This window comes from Thermocrispum sp. (assembly GCF_002919275.1).
Lineage (GTDB): Bacteria > Actinomycetota > Actinomycetes > Mycobacteriales > Pseudonocardiaceae > Thermocrispum > Thermocrispum agreste.
Window position 1 is genome coordinate 1 of record NZ_PKFA01000038.1, and the last position, 16,265, is coordinate 16,265.

At 70.0% G+C, this 16,265-nt stretch carries 14 protein-coding genes and 1 tRNA gene; 11 read left to right on the plus strand and 4 right to left on the minus strand.

All coding sequences use genetic code 11. The features are described from left to right. From CXP56_RS08110 to CXP56_RS08150, 9 genes are all read left to right on the plus strand, one after another. Positions 1-733, plus strand: a 733-nt coding sequence (locus CXP56_RS08110; protein WP_286900617.1) for a cytochrome P450, incomplete at its 5' end; no start/stop codon positions are given. Between the two features lie 415 nt (positions 734-1,148). Beyond that, entirely contained in the window at positions 1,149-1,610 is a 462-nt protein-coding gene (locus CXP56_RS08115) for an NUDIX hydrolase (RefSeq protein WP_028847477.1), read from the plus strand. A gap of 56 nt (positions 1,611-1,666) precedes the next feature. Then, positions 1,667-2,107, plus strand: a complete 441-nt coding sequence (locus tag CXP56_RS08120) for a helix-turn-helix transcriptional regulator (protein WP_028847476.1) — start codon at positions 1,667-1,669, stop codon at positions 2,105-2,107. Between the two features lie 10 nt (positions 2,108-2,117). Further along, a complete protein-coding gene (locus CXP56_RS08125; protein ID WP_286900619.1) occupies positions 2,118-2,528 on the plus strand; it encodes a VOC family protein in 411 nt (136 codons plus the stop codon). After that, the gene (locus CXP56_RS08130) at positions 2,525-3,058 is read left to right on the plus strand and encodes a pyridoxamine 5'-phosphate oxidase family protein (protein ID WP_286900621.1); all 534 of its coding nucleotides are present in this window, start codon (positions 2,525-2,527) and stop codon (positions 3,056-3,058) included. Before CXP56_RS08125 ends, CXP56_RS08130 begins: the two co-directional genes overlap by 4 nt. A 118-nt stretch (positions 3,059-3,176) precedes the next feature. Then, entirely contained in the window at positions 3,177-5,564 is a 2,388-nt protein-coding gene (locus tag CXP56_RS08135; RefSeq protein WP_286900622.1) for an ATP-binding cassette domain-containing protein, read from the plus strand. A 134-nt stretch (positions 5,565-5,698) separates the two neighbouring features. Beyond that, positions 5,699-6,397 (plus strand): hypothetical protein, encoded by a 699-nt coding sequence (locus tag CXP56_RS08140; protein WP_286900623.1) that lies wholly within the window; start codon positions 5,699-5,701, stop codon positions 6,395-6,397. A 222-nt stretch (positions 6,398-6,619) separates the two neighbouring features. Continuing rightward, entirely contained in the window at positions 6,620-7,135 is a 516-nt protein-coding gene (locus CXP56_RS08145) for a putative immunity protein (RefSeq protein WP_028847471.1), read from the plus strand. Between the two features lie 157 nt (positions 7,136-7,292). Continuing rightward, positions 7,293-10,547 carry a serine/threonine-protein kinase gene (locus CXP56_RS08150; protein ID WP_286900626.1) on the plus strand — a complete coding sequence of 1,085 codons (3,255 nt, stop codon included), beginning with the start codon at positions 7,293-7,295 and terminating at the stop codon, positions 10,545-10,547. Between the two features lie 172 nt (positions 10,548-10,719). On the opposite strand, the gene CXP56_RS08155 is transcribed toward CXP56_RS08150, so the two are convergent. Continuing rightward, positions 10,720-10,863, minus strand: a complete 144-nt coding sequence (locus CXP56_RS08155) for a hypothetical protein (RefSeq protein ID WP_156899178.1) — start codon at positions 10,861-10,863, stop codon at positions 10,720-10,722. Positions 10,864-10,965: 102 nt separating this feature from the next. Continuing rightward, positions 10,966-11,039 (minus strand) — tRNA-Gly (locus CXP56_RS08160). Between the two features lie 330 nt (positions 11,040-11,369). On the opposite strand from CXP56_RS08160, the gene CXP56_RS08165 reads away from it, so the two are divergent. Continuing rightward, positions 11,370-12,632 carry an oxygenase MpaB family protein gene (locus CXP56_RS08165; RefSeq protein WP_286900628.1) on the plus strand — a complete coding sequence of 421 codons (1,263 nt, stop codon included), beginning with the start codon at positions 11,370-11,372 and terminating at the stop codon, positions 12,630-12,632. Here the strand turns inward: CXP56_RS08165 and CXP56_RS08170 are convergent. Beyond that, positions 12,575-13,537: a DMT family transporter gene (locus CXP56_RS08170; RefSeq protein ID WP_084609149.1), complete on the minus strand. Its 963-nt coding sequence runs from the start codon at positions 13,535-13,537 to the stop codon at positions 12,575-12,577. The two genes, CXP56_RS08165 and CXP56_RS08170, sit on opposite strands and share 58 nt — an antisense overlap. On the opposite strand from CXP56_RS08170, the gene CXP56_RS08175 reads away from it, so the two are divergent. After that, on the plus strand, positions 13,536-14,948 hold the full coding sequence (locus tag CXP56_RS08175; RefSeq protein WP_028847469.1) for an aminotransferase-like domain-containing protein: 1,413 nt from the start codon (positions 13,536-13,538) through the stop codon (positions 14,946-14,948). The genes CXP56_RS08170 and CXP56_RS08175 overlap by 2 nt on opposite strands. On the opposite strand, the gene CXP56_RS08180 is transcribed toward CXP56_RS08175, so the two are convergent. Then, positions 14,857-16,125, minus strand: a complete 1,269-nt coding sequence (locus CXP56_RS08180; protein WP_051310111.1) for an MFS transporter — start codon at positions 16,123-16,125, stop codon at positions 14,857-14,859. The genes CXP56_RS08175 and CXP56_RS08180 overlap by 92 nt on opposite strands. Positions 16,126-16,265: the final 140 nt, after the last annotated feature.

Below are 16,265 nucleotides of genomic sequence, written 5' to 3' on the forward strand. Positions count from 1 at the left end.
GCTGCGGAAGTTCGGCCCGTGGCGGCGGTTCCGGGAACTGGTCGCGCACGTGGACGGCCTGCTGTATGCCGAGATCGCGGAGCGGCGGCAAGTCGGCGACCTGGCCGACCGGACGGACGTGCTGTCCCAGCTGCTCAGCGTGCGCATCGACGGCGATCAGCTCTCCGACGCCGAGCTGCGAGACCAGATGGTCACGTTGCTGCTGGCCGGCCACGAGACGACGGCGACCGCCCTGGCGTGGGCATTGCACGATCTGGCCAGGAACCCCCGGCTGCAGAACCGCGCGATCCAAGCCGCCGAGGAAGGCGACGAGAAGTACCTGGAAGCGGTGCTGAAGGAAGCCATGCGGCTGCACCCGGTGATCTACAACGTGGCCCGCACGCTGACCGAGGACATCGAGCTGAACGGCTACCGCATCCCGAAGGGCCACACGGTACTGCCGGGCATCGGCGTCATCCACTTGAACGGCGCGTATCACGAGGACCCGGGGGTCTTCCGGCCGGAGCGGTTCCTCGACGGCAGCGCCACACCGGCGACATGGTTGCCGTTCGGGGGCGGGGTGCGGCGTTGCCTCGGCGCCGGGTTCGCCCAGCTGGAGGGCACGATCATCCTGAAGGAGATCCTGTCGCGGTATCGGTTGGAGCCGGAGCGCCCGGCACCGGAACGCACCAAGGCGCGGCACATCACCCTGACCCCTGGGCGAGGGGCACGCATCCGAGTGCACCGCCGCTAACCCGGCCAGACCGCGCACGCATCACCCCCACCCGGCTGGCCGACCCCCGACTCCCGCACCCGGCCGACCCGACCCCCGCATCCGGCCGGGCCCACCTCGGCCCCCGGCCGGGCCGCACGTCCGCCCCCGGCCAGCCCACCTCCGCACCCGGCCGGGCCGCACCTCCGTACCCGGCCAGCCCCGGCCTCCGTCCCCACCGGCGCCAGCCGAGCCGAGGCACCACTCGCCACCGCCGACATCCACACCCGCCACCACCAGCCACAACAAAGCACACCCGCGAGCGCCAACCACACCCATCGACACCGACCGACGCACACACCAACCGCCACCGCCGACATGCATGCCCGCCGCGTTCACCGGCGCGTTCGCGTCCGGGCTCGTCGCCGCACGGCCGGCAATGGACGAGGATTGACCCGTGGCAGTACAGCGCAGCGCCGGCATCCTCGTCTATCGCCATCCACCCCAGCCCGAAGTTCTCCTCGGCCACATGGGTGGGCCGTTCTGGCGGCGCAAGGACAACGGGGCGTGGACCATCCCGAAGGGCGAGTACGGCGACTCCGAAACCCCGGAGGACGCCGCCCGGCGCGAATTCACCGAAGAACTCGGCATCCCGCTGCCGCCGGGAGACCTGCAGCCGCTGGGCGAGATCCGCCAATCAGGCGGCAAAGTGGTCACCGCGTGGGCGCTGCACGCCGACGTCGACTTGTCGGCGTTTTCCCCCGGCACGTTCGAGATAGAGTGGCCGCCGCGCTCCGGCCGGCGGCAATCCTTCCCGGAGCTCGATCGGGTGGCGTGGTTCGACGTCGCCACGGCCCGCAGCAAGGTGGTCAAGGCGCAAGCGGTGCTGCTGGATCGGCTCGTCGAGCTGCTGCAGTAGGTGGATCCTGAATCATGTCCCGGCCGGGTGTCGGCCGATCGTGGCACGATGAGCGCATGGCGAGGTCAGCCGAAGAGGAGCGCCTGCGCGAGCTGGTGCTCATGCGGCGCGTGCGCGACCGGATCGACCGCGAGTACGACAAACCGCTCAACGTCGAGGCGCTGGCTCGCGGCGTGAACATGTCGGCGGGCCACCTGAGCCGCCGCTTCAAGGCCGCCTACGGCGAGTCCCCGTACGGCTATCTCATGACCCGGCGGATCGAACGAGCCAAAGCGCTGCTGCGCCGCGGCGATCTGAGCGTCACCGAAGTGTGCTTCACCGTGGGCTTTTCCTCTTTGGGCACGTTCAGCACCCGGTTCACCGAACTGGTCGGGATGTCACCGAGCACCTACAAGCGCGGGTGCGCCCAGGAGCTCGCCGGGCTGCCCACCTGCGTGAGCAAGCACGTCGCCAGACCGATCAGGAATCGAGAAGCAATGCCCGCGCAACGCGTCTAGCGTTTTCGGCATGGATATCACGATTGCCCATTCGTTCCTCCCCCAGAACGACCCGGACGCCGCGTTGAAGTTCTACCGCGACGCCCTCGGATTCGAAGTACGCAACGTCGTCGGCCACGGCGACATGCAGTGGATCACCGTCGGTCCGCCCGCCCAGCCCGACACGTCCATCGTCCTGCACCCGCCGTTCGCCGACCCGGGCATCACCGACGAGGAGAAGCGGGTCATTCAAGAAATGATGGCCAAGGGCACCTACGGGATGGTGGTGCTGGCGGCGAAGGACGTCGACGCCGCGTTCGAGCGGATCCAGTCGCACGACGTGGAAGTCGTCCAGGAGCCCACCGACCAGCCGTGGGGCGTGCGCGACTGCGCGTTCCGCGACCCGGCAGGCAACATGGTCCGTCTCCAGCAAGCGCAATGACGGACACGGCAAGCCCAGCGCAGGAAAACACGGCGGCCGGTCCGCTGACGGAGCCCACCGCAGCCCCTTCGCCGGGCCGGCTGCCCGAACCCCGGTCCCGTGCCCAGCGACGCCGCGACACGGAGTACCGGCTGAACCACGACATCGACCTGTGGGTGAGCAGCGCTTCGCCGGACGGCGTGCCGCACCTGGTGCCGTTGTCGTTCGAGTGGGACGGCCGGACGCTGCTGATGGCTACCCCGACCGACAGCGTCACCGGCCGGAATCTCGCCTCGGCCGGGCAGGCGCGGGTGGCGCTCGGGGACTTCCGGGACGTCGTGATGATCGACGGCACCGTCGAAGTCTTCGCCATCGACCAGATCCCCCGGGAACGCGCGGACCGCTTCGCCGCCAGGGCGGGCTTCGATCCACGGCCGCTGTCCGAGCCGTTCAGCTGGTTCGTCATGACCCCGCGCCGGATTCAGGCGTGGCGCGAGGTCAACGAGATGTCCGGCAGGTTGCTGATGAAGGACGGCCGGTGGCTGGCCTGACCGGCCAGCCCCGCCAGCCGGGGCGCTTCGGCCGGACGACGGGGTAACGCCACCCGCAGCCCGCACCGACAACCCACGAGCCACACCTGCCCGACCGCAGGTCCGACGAAGGAGAGCGATGAGCACCGCCAGCCAGGACGGAACGACGACCGTCGGCCATCCCGCCGACGTCCACGACGTGATCCGCGTGCAGGGCGCGCGGGAGAACAACCTGCGTGACATCGACGTGGAGATCCCCAAGCGCAGGCTCACCGTGTTCACCGGGGTCTCCGGCTCGGGAAAGAGCTCGCTGGTGTTCAGCACCATCGCCGCCGAATCGCAGCGGTTGATCAACGAGACCTACAGCGCGTTCGTCCAGGGCTTCATGCCGTCGCTGGCCAGGCCGGACGTCGACGTGCTGGACGGGCTGACCACCGCGATCATCGTCGACCAGGAGCGGCTGGGGGCCGACACCCGGTCCACCGTCGGCACGGTCACCGACGCCAACGCCATGCTGCGCATCCTGTTCAGCAAACTCGGCGAACCGCACGTCGGCTCGCCCGCCGCGTACTCGTTCAACGTGCCCTCGGTGTCGGCCAGCGGGGCGATCAAGATCGAACGCGGCAACAAGACGATCGCCGAGAAGGCCACGTTCAACCGCCTCGGCGGCATGTGCCCGCGCTGCGAGGGCAAGGGGTCGGTCACCGACTTCGACTTGACCGCCCTCTACGACGAGAACAAGTCGCTGAACGAGGGCGCGATCACCGTCCCCGGATACAGCATGGACGGCTGGTACGGCCGCATCTACCGGGGATGCGGCTTCTTCGACCCGGACAAGCCGATCAAGAAGTTCACCAAGAAGCAGCTGCACGACCTGCTGTACAAGGAGCCGACCAAGATCAAGGTCGATGGGGTCAACCTGACCTACGCCGGCCTCATCCCGCAGATCCAGAAGTCGTTCCTGAACAAGGACCGGGAGGCGATGCAGCCGCACATCCGGGCCTTCGTCGACCGGGCGGTCACGTTCACCACCTGCCCCGAGTGCGACGGCACCCGGCTGGCCGAGCACGCCCGCAAGTCCAAGATCCACGGCAAGAGCATCGCGGACGTCTGCGCGATGCAGATCAGCGATCTGCCGGAGTGGCTGGCCAAGATCGACGACCCCGGGGTGGCGCCACTGGTGCAGGGGCTGCGGCACCTGGTGGACTCGATGATCGAGATCGGATTGGGCTACCTGTCGCTGGACCGGCCGTCCGGCACGCTCTCCGGTGGCGAGGCACAGCGGGTGAAGATGGTCCGCCATCTCGGCTCGGCGCTGACCGACGTCACGTACGTGTTCGACGAGCCGACCATCGGCCTGCACCCTCACGACATCCGGCGGATGAACGACTTGCTGATCCGGCTGCGGGACAAGGGCAACACGGTGCTGGTGGTCGAGCACAAGCCGGAGACCATCGCGATCGCCGACCACGTGATCGACCTGGGGCCGGGCGCGGGCCACGACGGCGGCCAAGTGTGCTACGAGGGTGACGTCGCGGGACTGCGCGCCAGCGGCACCATCACCGGCCGCCACCTGGACGACCGGGTCTCGCTGAAGGAGACGGTGCGGGAGCCGACCGGGAAGCTGGAGATCCGCGGGGCGAACGCGAACAACCTGCAGAACGTGGACGTCGACATCCCGCTCGGCGTGCTGTGCGTGATCACCGGTGTGGCCGGGTCCGGGAAGAGTTCGCTGATCCACTACTCGATGCCGAAGGACGCCGACGTCGTCACCGTCGACCAGTCGCCGATCAGCGGCTCGCGGCGCAGCAACCCGGCCACCTACACCGGGCTGCTCGACCCGATCCGGAAGGCTTTCGCCAAGGCCAACGGCGTGAAACCGTCGCTGTTCAGCGCGAACTCCGAAGGTGCGTGCCCGAACTGCAACGGCGCCGGGGTGGTCTACACCGAGCTGGGCATGATGGCCACCGTCTCCCACCCGTGCGAGGAGTGCGAGGGGAAGCGGTTCCAGGCGGCGGTGCTGGAGTACACGTTCGGCGGCCGGAACATCAGCGAAGTGCTGGAGATGTCGGTGTCCGAGGCGGAGGCGTTCTTCGCCGAGGGCGAGGCACGAGTTCCCGCGGCGCACAAGATCCTGCAGCGGCTGTCCGACGTCGGCCTGGGCTACCTGACCCTCGGCCAGCCGTTGACCACGCTGTCCGGCGGCGAGCGACAGCGGTTGAAGCTGGCGACGCACATGGGCCAGGAAGGCGGCATCTACGTCCTGGACGAACCCACCACCGGGTTGCACCTGGCCGATGTGGAGCAGCTGCTCGGCCTGCTGGACCGGCTGGTCGACTCGGGCAAATCGGTGCTGGTGATCGAGCATCACCAGGCGGTGATGGCGCACGCGGACTGGATCATCGACCTGGGCCCGGGCGCAGGCCACGACGGCGGCCGGATCGTGTTCGAAGGTACTCCGGCGAAGCTGGTGGCCGACCGGTCCACGCTGACCGGGCAGCACTTGGCCGAGTACGTCGGGGCGTAGCAGAGGCGCCACGAGTCGCCCGCCGCGACAGCGGCGGGCGCCTTGCTCTGTGCGCGTGAACTTGGCGCCAGCAGCTCCGCGGGCGTGACCTGCGATGACATCATCGCCGCGGGCAGTACTGGGGGAGGAGGAGCATGACGCCACCGATCAGAACCAGACCGGACGGCACGAAGTATCCGATCACCGGAAAAGGCGGCGGCAAAGCGCGCACGGTCGTGGCGGCAGGTGCGGCGGCCACCCTGATCGCGGCCGGCCCGAGCCTCGGCGGCATCGGAGTCGTCGGCGGCACGGGAGCGAGCGTGACCGGTGGCTTCAGCTCGATCACCAGCTCGGTCATGCGGGCCAAGGTCGTCAAGGCCAAGAAGGTGATGCGGAGCGGGAAGCCCGCACGGGCGTGGCGGCAACTCGGGCTCCGCAAGGGCAAGCCCCGCCGCATTGCCCGGGCGTCCTGCGTACGGAATTCCTACGGCCAGGTGCAGACCTGGCTGCGCTTCCACCCATGTCGGTCACTCAAGCGACTGGCGCTTCCGCTGACCGACGGCCGCGGGAACACGGTGCTCCTCACCGTCGCCTGGGTGAAGATGCGGAACGCGAATGATGCGCGCAACTTCAAACGCTTGATCGACGTGCACGGCACGGGCGACATCAAGCCCGTCGCGATGGAAATGTGGGAACGCAAGTTCGGCGTGGAGTTCACCGGGCTCAACTACGAGTCGCGGAGGAGCCGCACGACGGTCGTCGTGGCCGAATCCGAGCCACTGCGTGGCAGTGCATCGCGCGATCTGTTGCAGGCGACGGCAAGCGTCGGCGCATATCTCCGGTGGCCGGGCTGAGACCCGGCGCTGGCCGTTCGAGCTCACATCCGGTCGCGAGCGGCCGAACGGAGAGCCAGCGTCGACCGGCGCGGCCGCTTGCGAGCTCACCCGAAGCCTTCGACATGTCGCCCGGACCGCAGCAATGAGCGGAGCGTCGGGCCGACGGCGGTGTTCTGCCACCACACATGGCCCGCACACCGGTTACGCTTCGCGGCGAGGCGCCGCCGGAAAGGAGTGCCGGTGATCCTGCCCAAGGTGCGCGACCCGCGGTTCATCACGATCCGCCGGGGCGGAACGCTGACCGACGAGCACCACCACCTGCTCGCCTTGTGGGCAGCCACATGCGCCGAGCATGTGTTGCCGCTGTTCGAAGCGGCTCGCCCGGACGATCCTCGCCCGCGCGCGGCGATCGAGCACGCTCGTGCCTGGGCGCGCGGCGCGGTCAAGATGATGCAGGCGCGGGCAGCGGGCGGGCACGCCATGGGGGCCGCTCGCGACCTGCGCGGCGCTCCGCGCTTCGCCGCATATGCGGCCGGTCAAGCGGCCGTCGTGGCACACGTCGCCGAGCACGAGCTGGGCGCTGCCGCATACGCGATCAAGGCGGTTCGTGCTGCGGTGCCGCCGGAACAAGCTGACGCCGCAGGCCGCGAAGAGTGTCGATGGCAGCGCGACCAGCTTCCGCCGGAGATTCGCGACCTGGTGCTGGAGGATCAGCGGCGCCGGAACGACCTGTGCTGGTCGGTCTTCGACGTGTGACCGCTGCCCCGGCGGCGGCTCGCCGCTGCACCCGCTGCATCCCTCCGACCCACTTTCGGTCGACTTGTGATTGACCGGGCACCGAAAGTGATCACGCTGCGTCCAAGACGGCGTTCGGGAGATCTTCAGGCCTTGGGTTGTTGTCAGAGGTGCGGTTGTGGGACAGCTGGCTGGCTACACCGAGTTGCAGACGGTGGGTACCGGCGGGTTCGGCCGGGTGGTGCTCGCCCGGCATGACGCTTCGGGCACGGTGGTGGCGATCAAGTACCTCCACCAGCGGTATCTGACGAACTACGCGGTGCTGGAGGGCTTCCGCCGGGAGGCGGCGATGATGGCGGCGGTCCAGTCGCCGTACGTGGTGCGCTTGTTCGACTTCCACGTCTCGCCCGATGTCGCCGCGCTGGTGATGGAGGCCGTGCCCGGCGTCTCACTGCGCCAGATCCTGGAAGCCGAGCGCGCCCTGATGGTCGAGGCGGCGCTGTCGGTGCTCAAGGGCTCGCTGTTGGGCCTGGCCGCCGCCCACCAGGTCGGAGTGGTGCACCGCGACTACAAGCCCGACAACGTGCTGGTCACCAGCCAGGGCGTGTCGAAGCTGGTGGACTTCGGCCTGGCGGTCCTCGACGGCCAGCTCGGGCTCACCGCCGGGTCGCCGTCGTACATGGCGCCGGAGCAATGGGCCGGCCAGCCGGGCACTCCCGCCACCGACGTGTATGCCGCGACCTGCGTGTTCTACCAGTGCATCACCGGCAAGAAGCCGTTCGTCGCCGAGTCGAACGAGGAACTGCGCAGGATGCACGAAATGGCCGCCCCCGACCTGTCCCAGGTACCTCAGCACCTGCACGGGCTGATCGCCGCGGGCATGGCCAAGAACCCGTATGCCAGGCCCACGAACGCCGGGGTCTTCGTCGCCGAGTTGGAACGCGTCGCCGTGGCGGTCCACGGCCCCGACTGGGAGCGGCGCGCGTGGCACGCGCTGGCCACCGCAGCGGGCACCCTGGTGGCTCTCACCCCGCTGGCCATCCTGGCCGGCACCGCGACGACCACCGTTGCCGGAACCGCGACCAGCGGGCTCTCCGCCCTCGGGGCTACCGGCACCACCGCCGGCACCACCACCGTCAGTGGGTCCGCGACCGCCGTAGCGGAGTCGGCCAGCACTGCCGGGACCGGTGTCGGGTCCGCCACGAGCACCGTGAGCGGCGCCGGTGTCGGCAGCGGCTCCGCGGGGACCGTCGGCTCCGGAACCACAAGCACCGCGGCTGGCACCGGTGCAGGGTCCGGCGCGTCCGGATCAGCTGCCTCGGCCGGAACGTCCGGTGCTGGTACTGCCACGACCGGCGCCGGTGGCACAGCGGGCGGAACGACGTCGGCAAGTACCGGGACGGCCGGCACTGCTGGAGGTACGGGCACCGGTGCATCCGGCGCCGGTGGCACGGCCGGTACCAGCTCAGCAGGCGGCACAGCCGGGACCACATCGACGAGCGCAGGCAGCACGACATCCGGCGCGAGCTCCGCAGGGACCGGCACGAGCGCGACATCCGGAAGCGGGGCCGGATCGGGGGCCACTGGCGGCACCACGACCGGCTCGGGCACCGGGACCTCGGCCGGAAACACGGGGTCCACTGGAATCGAAGCGACGAGCAGCAGCGGCGGAACCGGCTCCACCGGCACAGGCTCGACCGGCACCGGCTCCGGCCCGACCGACGGCACTGGCTCACCCGGACCGGACGCCACGCCGGGCGGGCCGGGAACCGAACCGATCGACGGCACGAGCAGCCCAGGAACGGGAGGCACCGACCCCGCCGGTGCCGCTCATCCGGGCACGGTCCCGGACTCCACCGGCGCCAGCACAAGCGGCGCACCCGAGCCCGGCGGCCCCGCCACACCAGCCAGTGACCCCGCCGGTGCCGTTCACCCCGGCACAGTCCCCGACTCCACCGGCGCCAGCACAAGCGGCGCACCCGAGCCCGGCGGCCCCGCCGGCCCGGCCGACGCAGGCTCGTCTGCGGGCTCGGCAGGAGCGGGAACTGGCACGGGAAGCGGAACCGGTGCTGGAACGGCCGCCGGTGCGAAAGCGACGGTGGCCGGGGTCGCGGGAGCCGGTGCCGCGGCCGCGGGCGGCCTGCTGGCAGGCACCGCGGCCAAGCTCATCGCCGCAGGACTCGCCGCGGCTGCAGTCGTCACCGGCGGTGTGGTCGTCGCGAACAGCCTGGGCGAGGAAGCCCGGCCCGCGGCCACTGCTTCGGAAGGTGGCGAAGCCGCTCCGGCTGCCGACTGCTCGACGACTCCGCCGGAGAATGCCATCCCCGGCGCCGACCGCGAGGCCTGCCAGTGGCAATCCACCGCCGAACAGATCGTCGGCTACCAGGACAAGGTCGTCCTCGTCGGGCACGACGGCGAGAACTTCGAAATGCGCGCGGTCGACGGCAAGACCGGCAAGGAGCTGTGGTCGACCGGACCGTTCCCCGGCCGCGTGGAAGCTCCTTACACGCCGCAGACCGAGGACGCACCCCGCACATTGAAGATCATCCAGCATGAAGGCAAGCCGTACGCCGCGTTCATGTACACCACCGACGACGGCGTGGCCACGACGATCATGCCGATCGACGCCGGCCCCGGAACCCAACCGGTCCACTGGGAGCTGGAGTCTCTGACCTACGACTGGGTGGACACCGACGACGCGGCTGCCTTCTACGACCACCGCATGCTGTCCGGGACGGTGGTCGACCCGGACACCGGCGACCCGATCGAATTGCCGGTGGATCTCGATCTGCGGGTGCACGCCATCGGCGACGGCTGGTTCGCCGAAGGGTGGGACGATTCGCTGGTCATTCGTGACTTCGACGGCGGCCTGCTGTGGGAGGTCGCGAGCTACCGGCCGGGTGACCTGCACAGTACGGTCGAGAACCGGTGGATCATCGGCGCCCACGGCGAGTACGTGCTGCTGCTGACCGTAGTCCGGCCGCCGGAGGGCGGTCTGGCGCCCATCCTGTCCGTCCACGACCGGACCGGGCGCGTCGTCGCCGAAACCTTGTACGGCGACAACGCGACTTTCGACGCAACCGTGGTGGCCTCACCGAACCAGCAGTGGCTCGCGGTCCATGCCGGCACGGCCTCCGCTGCGATCAACCTGGAGACCGGGCACGCGCAGGTACTCGACGACGCGGTGCGGCCGCTCACCATCAGCGACGACGGACAGGTCGTCGGCGTGGTGCCCGGTATCACCGACAAGGCGGTCGTCGCCGACGGCCACACCGGGCAGATCACGTGGGAAGGCGACCGCGAGACCCGGCTGCCCCATGTCGTCGGCGATGGCTACCTGGTCATCAACGACCGGATCCACCCGGTGCTGTCCAACTATCCGATCTACCAGACCGGCCCGGTGTGGGCGCTGCGCGGATCCCTCGGCGGATGAGGTCAGCGCCTGGCCCGGACGACCGGCGGTCGGTAGGCGCCGTTCGCGCAGCAGTCGACGAAGCTGGTTGGTCGTGGCCAAGTCGACAGCATCGACCAGTTCGGCCAGCCTGCGAATGGTCACGTAGTCGATGCCGCGGTTCGCATCGACGACGTCGTAGCAGACCGCGAGACTACGTGACCTGCTCCCAGCACCCGCGGCTGACGACCAGCGTGCCGTCGAGCACTTCGAAACCCACCGCCCACGGCGAACCGTTCTGCCGCAGGGTCCACGCGAAGATGGGCTTCGAGGTGGCGAAGACGCGAACGATCGACACTCGGACGACGTTGCCTGCCGTGCCGCGTCAGGCCGGGCTCACCCCACTCGTCACGAAGGCCCAGGTCCGAAGTGGATGGCTTCTGACCTGGGCCTTCGTGCGTGGAGCGGATGACGGGAATCGAACCCGCGTCTTCAGCTTGGGAAGCTGACGTTCTACCATTGAACTACATCCGCATCGCCGCTCCAGCATACAAGGCGGCCTTCGCATGGTGCACCGAACCCCGGGTTCGGCGTCGCTTCTCTTCTCGATCTACCGCATCATCCGCTCGCGATCAACGTCGCACGACCGTCCTTGCCGCTTCGCGAGCGCTGTACCTGGCGCTCCGCGTCGGCGCAAGGCCGGGGAACCCCACGCACCATGACGCCCGTGTGCGGCTGTTCGTCGCGCCGCCAGCATCGGCCAGGGAACCCCACGCACCTTGACGCCCGGCCAGAAAGTGACAACACTTGTTGTCGCTAGCGAGGCGTCCGCGGCGCCGGCGCGACAACGACGGGGAGAACGCGATGCCCGAGGAGCTCACAGCGGAACCCACCGAGCTGCCCGAGCCGGAGCTGTTCGCCCGCGGGCCGCTCCGGCTGGCGGCCCGCCTGTTCGGCCCCGGCGAGCTGCGCGCGGACCGCACCCAGGTGGCCCGCCTCCGCTCGTTCGCCGAGAAGGCCGACCCACTGGCCGACCGGCTCGCCGCCGTGTTACGCCGCGACCCGCGTGCCGGGGAGCTGTTCGAGCAAGCCCTCAAGCACGGCGTCGACAGCCTGGACACCGCCCCGGAGGAACTGTGGGAGTTCTTCCACGAAGTGGAGCGCACCCCGTACTGGGTCGACCACGACCGGATCGACCGCGGCGCCCGCGCCATCGTCCGCACCGGGCTCATCGGGCTCATCCCGCTCGGTGACATGTCCCTGATGGGCGGCTACCTGGCCTCCCGTGCGGTCAAGACCCTGATCGGCACCGGTGACCTCGAATACGCCGCGGCTCGCAGGCTGGCGGAGACCGCAGCGTGGTGGATCGACGTCACCACGCCAGGCTCGCTACGGCTCGGCGGTGACGGTTACGCGGCGGCCCTGCGCGTACGCCTGGCGCACGCGCACGTACGGGCGGCGATGAATCGCCGCGACGACTGGGACTACGAGAAGTGGGACCACCCGGTCAACCAGGTGCAGACAGCCGGCACACTGCTGCTCTTCTCGCACGTCTTCCTCCTCGGCATGCGCATGCTCGGCGTCCGCTACACCCAGCGCGAGCGGGAAGACGTGCTGCACCTGTGGCGTTACGTCGGCTGGCTGCTCGGAGTCGACGAGGCCCTCCTGCCCGCCGACGAGGACGACTCATGGCGGCTGCTGTGGCTGTTGGCCGCCACCGAGTTCATCCCGGACGAGGACTCCCAGCGCCTGGCCCGCGTCCTGCTCGAGCAACACGCCGCGATCGGCCGCCACTTCGGCCCGCTCGACAAGGTCGTCGGCCGTGCGGCGGTCAACCTGCACGCCGCGGTGAGCCGCATGCTGCTCGGCGACGCCAACGCGGACTACCTCGGCTTGCCGCCCGCACGGATCTCCTCAGCGGCGGTGCTGACCTTCGCGGCGGTGAACTTCCTCGCCGAGACGGCGCGCCAGGCGCTTCCCGGTGCCACCACCGTCCAGCAGTTCCTGGGGAAACGCTCCCTCCGGTGGTATCTCAAGCAGGTCGACCGCGCCTTTCGGCTCGACCGTACCTACTCCCGCCCGGCGCGAACCGCAGCCCGCTCGCCCGCAGGCTCGTCGGCGGCATGACGGGGACCCCGCGAAACCCGGGCCCGCTGCGTCCACACCACGGTGGCCAGCACGGCGAGGGCAACGCACACGGCCAGGAGCGTTACCTCCTCGCCAAGTAACACCGCCGACCACCCGAGCGTCAGCACCGGCTGCATCAATTGCACCTGTCCCATGCGGGCGACGCCGTCCCTGGCCATCGCGGCGTACCAGGCGAAAAACCCCAGATACATCGTGCAGATCGCCAAGTAGCCGAACGCGATGCCTTGCGACCAGGTCACCTCGCCGATCCCGTCGGCGGTCAGGACGGCCACCGGCAGGGTCAGCGGCAGCGCCAGCACCACGGCCCACGAGATGGTCCGCGCCCCGCCGATCTCGCCGGCGAGCACGCCCCCTTCCGCATACCCCCAGCCACCGAGCACGACCGCGCCGAGCAGAAACACGTCCGCCCAGGAGAAGGCCCCGTCGAGCCCGCCGCTGACCGCGACGAACACCAGGACCGTGGCCATTCCCAGCGCGCTGGCCAGCCAGAATTCGGCGTGCGGCCGCTCCTTGGCACGCAGCACGGCGAACGTGGCGGTGGCCAGCGGCAGGCACGCGATCACCACCGCGCCATGAGCGGAACTCTCGCTGACCAGAGCCACGGAGGTCAGCAGCGGGAATCCGACACCCACCCCGACAGCGACCACCAGCAGCCGCCGAACCAGCCGCCGTCCGGGCCACGGTGCCCGCGTCAGAAGGAGGTATCCGAGCGCAAGCAGGCCCGCAACGGCCGCACGCCCCAGCCCCACGAAGAACGGGTCCATCCCACCGACCGCGACGCGTGTGGCGGGCAGCGACAAACTGAAGCAGACGACGGCGAGCACCGCCAGCCCCAGGCCGCCCGTTATCCGCCGCGGCGCAGTAACGTTATCATTGGCTCTCATGTCCAATGATAACGCCGTCGCACGCGTCACCGCTGCGCTGACGGCGGTGATCGAGGCAGGCAGCCCTGGGGACAAGCTTCCGTCGGTGCGCGAGCTCATGGCGCGGTACCGGGTTTCCCCCACCACGGTCCAGACCGCCGTGCAGCACCTGGCCGCGCGCGGCCTGGTCGACGTGCGTCCCGGACGCGGCACTTTCATCGCCGTTCCGCCCGCGCCCGAGTCCAGCGCACCGCCCGACCTGTCCTGGCAGAGCGTCGTGCTGGGCGACGCCCGTGCCGGGGAGGAGGAGCTGGCCGCCCTGCTGGCCACCCACCACCCGGAAGCCATCCCGCTCAGCTCCGGCTACTTCGACCAGCAGCTCCAGCCGCACGGCGCGCTCGGTGCGGCGATGGCGCGCGCGGCACGAAAGCCGGCGGCATGGACCCGGCAACCCACCGAAGGGCTGCCCGAGCTGCGGGAATGGTTCGCCCACGACATCGGCGGCGGATTGCGCGCGGCGGACATGACCATCTGCTCCGGCGGTCAGCCCGCCCTGGCGGCGGCATTCCGCGGCCTGGGCCGTCCGGGCGACGTGGTGCTCGTGGAAGCGCCCACCTATCTCGGCGCGATCGCCGCTGCCCGCGACGCCGGCCTGCGGGTCGTCGGCGTCCCGGCCGACGAGCACGGAGTCCGGCCGGACCTGCTCGCCTCGGCGTTCCGCTGCACGGGCGCTCGGCTGTTCTACTGCCAGCCCCTGCACGCCAACCCGCACGGTGCGGTGCTGTCCGCCGAGCGGCGCGCCGCGGTACTGGACACAGTCGCGAAGGCGCACGCGTTCCTCATCGAGGACGATTACGCGCGCGGACTCACCCTCGACGGCGTCGCCCCGGCTCCGCTCGCGGTGGACGATCCCGACGGCCATGTCGTCTACGTGCGTTCGCTGACCAAAGTGGTGGCCCCGGGCATGCGGTTGTCCGTCATCGGCGCCCGGGGCGTAGCGGCGGCGCGCTTGCGCACGGCCCGCCTGCTGGACGATCTGTTCGTCGCGGGCCCGCTGCAACACACGGCGGTCGAATTCCTCACCTCGCCCTCCTGGCCACGGCACCTGCGGGCGCTGCGAGCCGGACTCCGGCAGCGGCGCGACGCCCTGGTGCAAGCCCTGCGCACACACGTCCCGTGGCTGCACGTACCGCGGCCGTCCGGCGGCATGCACCTGTGGGTGCGGTTGCCGGACGGCTCGGACGAGCAAGCGGTGACGGCCAAGGCGATGGCGCGCGAACTCGTCGTCTTCCCCGGCCGTCCCTGGTTCCCGGCCGAGCCGACCGGGCAGTACCTGCGGCTCAGCTTCGGCGCGCTGACTGCAGAACTGGCGGCTGCGGCGGCAAGCCGGCTGGCCGAGGCGCTTCGTGCCGCCGGATCAGGCCCGACATGAGTGCGGCGAACCCGCACAGGCCGCCCGCCACGTACCACGCGAGGTCGTAGCTTCCGTGCACGTCCCGGATCGCCCCGGCGCCGTAGGCGGCGGCCGCGGCGCCCAACTGGTGCGCGGCGAACACCCAGCCGAAGACGATCGGCCCGCTCATCCCGAAACGTTCCCGGCACAGGGCCACGGTCGGCGGCACGGTCGCGACCCAGTCGAGCCCGTAGAAGATCACGAACACCCACAGGCTCGGCTCGACGTGCGGCTGCAGCAACGACGGCAGAACCAGCAGGGACAGCCCGCGCAGCGTGTAGTAGCCCACCAGCAGGTAGCGCGCATCGAACCGGTCGACGAGCCATCCGGACAAGATCGTCCCGGCGATGTCGAACACGCCGACCAGCGCCAACAGTCCGGCCGCCGTGGTGTGCGGCATTCCGTGATCGTGGGCCGCGGACACGAAGTGCGTCCCGACCAGGCCGTTGGTCGACGCACCGCACACCGCGAACCCACCGGCCAACATCCAGAAAGTCCTGGTCGGGATCGCTTCCCGGAGCGTGTGCAAGGTGCGCAGCACGCTGCTGCCTGCCACCGGGCGAGCGACTTCGGCCGCTTCGGTCGCACCGTAAGCGGTGGTGCCCACGTCGCTCGGGTAGTCCCGCAGGAACAACACGACCAGCGGAACCACGGCGAGTGCCGTAGCCGCCACGGTGATCGACGGGACCCGCCAGCCGTGTTCGGTGGCCAGCGCGGCCAGCAATGGCAGGAAGATCAGCTGACCGGTCGCCCCCGCGGCGGTCAGCACGCCGCTGACCAGACCCCTGCGCTTGACGAACCACCGGCCGGTGATGACGGCGACGAACGGCATCGACATCGACCCGGTCCCGACGCCGACCAGCACACCCCAGCACATCAGCAGCTGCCACGGCTCGGTCATGAACACCGTCAGCCCGGCCCCCGCCGCCACCAGAACCAGCGCCCCGGCGACCACCCGGCGAACACCCAACCGGTCCATCAACGCCGCGGCGAACGGCGAAATCACCCCGAACAGGATCAAGTTGACGGACACCGCGGAGCCGATCGTGCCGCGCGACCAGCCGAACTCGTCGTGCAGCGGATCGATCAGGACCCCGGGCACGGTGCCGAAGGCCGCCGCCGCGATCAGCGTCAGGAACGCGACCGCGGCGATCATCCATGCCCAGTGCAGCCGCCACCGCCGAGATCCGGCAGGCGCACTCGCTTCGATCTCAACCCCTCGCTGAATCACGCGGCCAGTGTTGATCAACAAGCACGTCGGCAACAGTGGCCTGATTGCCAATATGTGAAAGAATC

Bases quoted from the DNA above. Each gene is read 5' to 3' on its own strand.
- CXP56_RS08125 (WP_286900619.1), top strand. From the start codon at position 2,118: ATGGATATCACGATTGCCCATTCGTTCCTCCCCCAGAACGACCCGGAC.
- CXP56_RS08180 (WP_051310111.1), bottom strand. From the start codon at position 16,125: ATGATCGCCGCGGTCGCGTTCCTGACGCTGATCGCGGCGGCGGCCTTC.
- CXP56_RS08120 (WP_028847476.1), top strand. From the start codon at position 1,667: ATGGCGAGGTCAGCCGAAGAGGAGCGCCTGCGCGAGCTGGTGCTCATG.
- CXP56_RS08165 (WP_286900628.1), top strand. From the start codon at position 11,370: ATGCCCGAGGAGCTCACAGCGGAACCCACCGAGCTGCCCGAGCCGGAG.
- CXP56_RS08130 (WP_286900621.1), top strand. From the start codon at position 2,525: ATGACGGACACGGCAAGCCCAGCGCAGGAAAACACGGCGGCCGGTCCG.
- CXP56_RS08175 (WP_028847469.1), top strand. From the start codon at position 13,536: ATGTCCAATGATAACGCCGTCGCACGCGTCACCGCTGCGCTGACGGCG.
- CXP56_RS08170 (WP_084609149.1), bottom strand. From the start codon at position 13,537: ATGAGAGCCAATGATAACGTTACTGCGCCGCGGCGGATAACGGGCGGC.
- CXP56_RS08140 (WP_286900623.1), top strand. From the start codon at position 5,699: ATGACGCCACCGATCAGAACCAGACCGGACGGCACGAAGTATCCGATC.
- CXP56_RS08135 (WP_286900622.1), top strand. From the start codon at position 3,177: ATGAGCACCGCCAGCCAGGACGGAACGACGACCGTCGGCCATCCCGCC.